This window comes from Glaciimonas soli, assembly GCF_009497155.1.
Taxonomy (GTDB): Bacteria; Pseudomonadota; Gammaproteobacteria; order Burkholderiales; family Burkholderiaceae_D; genus Glaciimonas; species Glaciimonas soli.
In genome coordinates this window covers 1-5,847 of sequence record NZ_WINI01000016.1, presented here as the reverse complement: position 1 = coordinate 5,847, position 5,847 = coordinate 1, and the positions used below count along the sequence as shown (strand labels likewise).

Sequence of the window (5,847 nt, the reverse complement as noted above, 5' to 3'; positions counted from 1 at the left end):
GTTGCTATAGTTCGGCCTCTGCAAAAAACGACGCGAAGTAAGCTGCGAAGTGAAGGTAGAAAAAGATTTCAGGGCAGGGTTTTAGTGGGTGATTTCGGCAGGTAAAGTTGTTCGGCAGTCGATTTAAATTGTTGAAGAAGTTTTCAAAAATGATTTAAAAAAGAGTTGACGAAGAATACGAAACACGACATAATCTTGCCTCTCTGCTGCAAACGAACACAACGCTTCGTGTGCTAAGCAACTAAGTGCAAGCTTGGATGGCGAGCAGAAAAGAACAGGTTCTTTAACAATTAACAGTCGATAAGTGTGGGCGTTTAGTGCAAAGGTAGCGTTATTTACTTCGGTAGATAGCGTCAAACTTAAAACATTAAATGTTCACAAAGAAGAAAAATAGGATGTTGCTGGTGTTAAAGCCGGTAATAAACTGTCAGTATTTTGAGTGAGCGATAGCAGAGATGCTAGGCAGCAATGCCACAAAACAGAGATTAAACTGAAGAGTTTGATCCTGGCTCAGATTGAACGCTGGCGGCATGCCTTACACATGCAAGTCGAACGGTAACAGGGAGCTTGCTCCGCTGACGAGTGGCGAACGGGTGAGTAATATATCGGAACGTACCTTGTAATGGGGGATAACTAGTCGAAAGATTAGCTAATACCGCATACGCCCTAAGGGGGAAAGAGGGGGATCGCAAGACCTCTTGTTATAAGAGCGGCCGATATCTGATTAGCTAGTTGGTGAGGTAAAGGCTCACCAAGGCGACGATCAGTAGCTGGTCTGAGAGGACGACCAGCCACACTGGAACTGAGACACGGTCCAGACTCCTACGGGAGGCAGCAGTGGGGAATTTTGGACAATGGGGGCAACCCTGATCCAGCAATGCCGCGTGAGTGAAGAAGGCCTTCGGGTTGTAAAGCTCTTTTGTCAGGGAAGAAACGGTGCGGGCTAATATCCTGTGCTAATGACGGTACCTGAAGAATAAGCACCGGCTAACTACGTGCCAGCAGCCGCGGTAATACGTAGGGTGCAAGCGTTAATCGGAATTACTGGGCGTAAAGCGTGCGCAGGCGGTTGTGTAAGACAGGTGTGAAATCCCCGGGCTTAACCTGGGAATGGCATTTGTGACTGCACGGCTAGAGTGTGTCAGAGGGGGGTAGAATTCCACGTGTAGCAGTGAAATGCGTAGAGATGTGGAGGAATACCGATGGCGAAGGCAGCCCCCTGGGATAACACTGACGCTCATGCACGAAAGCGTGGGGAGCAAACAGGATTAGATACCCTGGTAGTCCACGCCCTAAACGATGTCTACTAGTTGTCGGGTCTTAATTGACTTGGTAACGCAGCTAACGCGTGAAGTAGACCGCCTGGGGAGTACGGTCGCAAGATTAAAACTCAAAGGAATTGACGGGGACCCGCACAAGCGGTGGATGATGTGGATTAATTCGATGCAACGCGAAAAACCTTACCTACCCTTGACATGTACAGAATCCCTGAGAGATTAGGGAGTGTTCGAAAGAAAACTGTAACACAGGTGCTGCATGGCTGTCGTCAGCTCGTGTCGTGAGATGTTGGGTTAAGTCCCGCAACGAGCGCAACCCTTGTCATTAGTTGCTACGAAAGAGCACTCTAATGAGACTGCCGGTGACAAACCGGAGGAAGGTGGGGATGACGTCAAGTCCTCATGGCCCTTATGGGTAGGGCTTCACACGTCATACAATGGTACATACAGAGGGTCGCCAACCCGCGAGGGGGAGCTAATCCCAGAAAGTGTATCGTAGTCCGGATTGTAGTCTGCAACTCGACTACATGAAGTTGGAATCGCTAGTAATCGCGGATCAGCATGTCGCGGTGAATACGTTCCCGGGTCTTGTACACACCGCCCGTCACACCATGGGAGCGGGTTTCACCAGAAGTAGGTAGCCTAACCGTAAGGAGGGCGCTTACCACGGTGGGATTCGTGACTGGGGTGAAGTCGTAACAAGGTAGCCGTATCGGAAGGTGCGGCTGGATCACCTCCTTTCTAGAGTATATCTGCGCATTAAGCGTTCACACTTATCGACTGTTAATACAAGAAAAGAACAGTTCAAATGGTAGCGCCGGCACAAGTAAATTGAAGCGGGGCTGTAGCTCAGCTGGTTAGAGCACTGTGTTGATAACGCAGGGGTCGCTGGTTCGAGTCCAGCCAGCCCTACCAGAATCTTAGTAATACCCACAGGGGGATTAGCTCAGCTGGGAGAGCACCTGCTTTGCAAGCAGGGGGTCGTCGGTTCGATCCCGTCATCCTCCACCAAAAGTTCAAACGTAAGTCATCCGGTAGGTAGGGGATGCGATTTAGGTTTGATCTTTTAGAGATCATTGGCTGTTTAGTTCTTTAACAATCTAGAAGAAGTAGAAATTCGTCAATGACAAGACATTGTTATTGATGGGTATGATTGTATCAATCAAAAAAGTATGTAAAGAGTTCTACAAGATCACGGAAGCTGACGAGTCATCGTTAGTGAAGTGAAAACTTAGAAAACCCTTTGGATACGGCAAACGCTAAAGTAATACTCATAAGTAGTAAGAACTATGACCATTTTTTGGTGATGAACCTGGATTCAGTAATGAATGCAGTCACCAGAATCTAATGTTATAGGGACAAGTGAATAAGTGCACATGGTGGATGCCTTGGCGATATCAGGCGATGAAGGACGTAGTAGCTTGCGATAAGCTGCGGGGAGTGAGCAAACACACTTTGATCCGCAGATTTCCGAATGGGGAAACCCGGCCGTAAGGTCATTGCACACTGAATACATAGGTGTGTAAAGCGAACGTGGCGAACTGAAACATCTAAGTAGCTACAGGAAAAGAAATCAACCGAGATTCCCAAAGTAGTGGCGAGCGAAATGGGAACAGCCGTCAGTTTTAGCATTAGGTATAGTGGAACGACTTGGAAACGTCGGCCATAGAGGGTGATAGCCCCTTACACGAAATATCTAGTGTGGAACTAAGCTGACAACAAGTAGGGCGGGACACGAGAAATCCTGTCTGAACATGGGGGGACCATCCTCCAAGGCTAAATACTCGATATCGACCGATAGTGAACCAGTACCGTGAGGGAAAGGCGAAAAGAACCCCGGAAGGGGAGTGAAATAGATCCTGAAACCGTGTGCATACAAACAGTAGGAGCGGACTTGTTCCGTGACTGCGTACCTTTTGTATAATGGGTCAGCGACTTACATTCAGTGGCAAGGTTAACCGAATAGGGAAGCCGTAGAGAAATCGAGTCCGAATAGGGCGACAGTCGCTGGGTGTAGACCCGAAACCAAGTGATCTACTCATGGCCAGGTTGAAGGTGCGGTAACACGCACTGGAGGACCGAACCCACTAATGTTGAAAAATTAGGGGATGAGCTGTGGGTAGGGGTGAAAGGCTAAACAAACTTGGAAATAGCTGGTTCTCTCCGAAAACTATTTAGGTAGTGCCTCAAGTATCACCATCGGGGGTAGAGCACTGTTATGGCTAGGGGGTCATTGCGACTTACCAAACCATTGCAAACTCCGAATACCGATGAGTGCGAGCTTGGGAGACAGACGCCGGGTGCTAACGTCCGACGTCAAGAGGGAAACAACCCAGACCGCCAGCTAAGGTCCCAAAGTATGGCTAAGTGGCAAACGAAGTGGGAAGGCTAAAACAGTCAGGAGGTTGGCTTAGAAGCAGCCACCCTTTAAAGAAAGCGTAATAGCTCACTGATCGAGTCGTCCTGCGCGGAAGATGTAACGGGGCTAAGCCATACACCGAAGCTGCGGATATCAATTTATTGATATGGTAGGAGAGCGTTCTGTAAGCCTGCGAAGGTGTCTTGTAAAGGATGCTGGAGGTATCAGAAGTGCGAATGCTGACATGAGTAGCGATAATGGGGGTGAAAAGCCTCCACGCCGTAAGCCCAAGGTTTCCTGTTCAACGTTCATCGGAGCAGGGTGAGTCGGCCCCTAAGGCGAGGCAGAGATGCGTAGCTGATGGGAAGCAGGTTAATATTCCTGCACCGTCGTGTGATGCGATGGGGGGACGGATCGCGGAAGGTTGTCCGACTGTTGGAATAGTCGGTTATTGGTACTGAGAAGGCTGTTAGGCAAATCCGGCAGCGTAATTCAAGGTATTGAAACGAGTGAACTTGTTCACGAAGCAATCGGAAGTGGTTCCAAGAAAAGCCTCTAAGCTTCAGTCACACGAGACCGTACCGCAAACCGACACAGGTGGGCGAGATGAGTATTCTAAGGCGCTTGAGAGAACTCGGGAGAAGGAACTCGGCAAATTTGTACCGTAACTTCGGGATAAGGTACGCCCCGGTAGCTTGTTAAAGGGCGAAAGGGCTGCAATAAAAAGGTGGCTGCGACTGTTTAATAAAAACACAGCACTCTGCAAACACGAAAGTGGACGTATAGGGTGTGACTCCTGCCCGGTGCTGGAAGATTAAATGATGGGGTGCAAGCTCTTGATTGAAGTCCCAGTAAACGGCGGCCGTAACTATAACGGTCCTAAGGTAGCGAAATTCCTTGTCGGGTAAGTTCCGACCTGCACGAATGGAGTAACGATGGCCACACTGTCTCCTCCCGAGACTCAGCGAAGTTGAAGTGTTTGTGATGATGCAATCTACCCGCGGCTAGACGGAAAGACCCCATGAACCTTTACTGTAGCTTTGCATTGAATTTTGAACCAATCTGTGTAGGATAGGTGGGAGGCTTTGAAGCGTGAACGCTAGTTTGCGTGGAGCCAACCTTGAAATACCACCCTGGTTTGTTTGAGATTCTAACCTTGGACCGTTATCCGGTTCGGGAACAGTGCATGGTAGGCAGTTTGACTGGGGCGGTCTCCTCCCAAAGTGTAACGGAGGAGTTCGAAGGTACGCTAGGTACGGTCGGACATCGTGCTAATAGTGCAATGGCATAAGCGTGCTTAACTGCGAGACTGACAAGTCGAGCAGGTACGAAAGTAGGACATAGTGATCCGGTGGTTCTGTATGGAAGGGCCATCGCTCAACGGATAAAAGGTACTCTGGGGATAACAGGCTGATTCCTCCCAAGAGTTCATATCGACGGGGGAGTTTGGCACCTCGATGTCGGCTCATCACATCCTGGGGCTGTAGCCGGTCCCAAGGGTATGGCTGTTCGCCATTTAAAGTGGTACGTGAGCTGGGTTTAAAACGTCGTGAGACAGTTTGGTCCCTATCTGCCGTGGGCGTTGGAAATTTGAAGGGGGCTGCTCCTAGTACGAGAGGACCGGAGTGGACGAACCTCTGGTGTACCGGTTGTCACGCCAGTGGCATTGCCGGGTAGCTAAGTTCGGAAGAGATAACCGCTGAAAGCATCTAAGCGGGAAACTTGCCTTGAGATGAGATTTCCCGGAGCTTTAAGCTCCTTGAAGGGTCGTTCGAGACCAGGACGTTGATAGGCTGGGTGTGGAAGTGCAGTAATGCATTAAGCTAACCAGTACTAATTGCCCGTAAGGCTTGTCCCTATAACATTAGTTGTTATAGACAAGCTACTTATGCAACATAAGTAAAGTAATACCAGGTGTTTGCTCAGAGCGAGCATTCATACCCACACGAATTTCTAGTTTCACGACACAACAGAGTGTCAGTGAAAAACTTCTTCCAGATTGCGTTGTTTGTACCCCAAGGGGCACAAGCAACACTACAAGTTATGCCTGATGACAATAGCAAGTTGGTACCACCCCTTCCCATCCCGAACAGGACCGTGAAACGACTTCGCGCCGATGATAGTGCTGCAACCAGTGTGAAAGTAGGTCATCGTCAGGCTTATTACCCAGAAAACCCCATCCTCTTAACCGAGGGTGGGGTTTTTGCTTTG

The 5,847-nt window shown here is 49.2% G+C and carries 2 tRNA genes and 3 rRNA genes; all 5 read left to right on the top strand.

The annotated features are described in order from the left end of the window. The first annotated feature begins 487 nt into the window (after positions 1-487). A 16S ribosomal RNA gene (locus GEV47_RS18985) occupies positions 488-2,018 on the top strand. 97 nt (positions 2,019-2,115) lie between these two features. Beyond that, positions 2,116-2,192 (top strand) — tRNA-Ile (locus tag GEV47_RS18980). Between the two features lie 20 nt (positions 2,193-2,212). Next, positions 2,213-2,288 (top strand) — tRNA-Ala (locus GEV47_RS18975). Positions 2,289-2,633: 345 nt separating this feature from the next. Next, positions 2,634-5,494: ribosomal RNA gene (locus tag GEV47_RS18970) — 23S ribosomal RNA — on the top strand. A 188-nt stretch (positions 5,495-5,682) separates the two neighbouring features. Next, positions 5,683-5,795 (top strand): 5S ribosomal RNA (rrf, locus tag GEV47_RS18965). The 16S, 23S and 5S rRNA genes sit together here with 2 tRNA genes alongside, the layout of an rRNA operon. Positions 5,796-5,847: the final 52 nt, after the last annotated feature.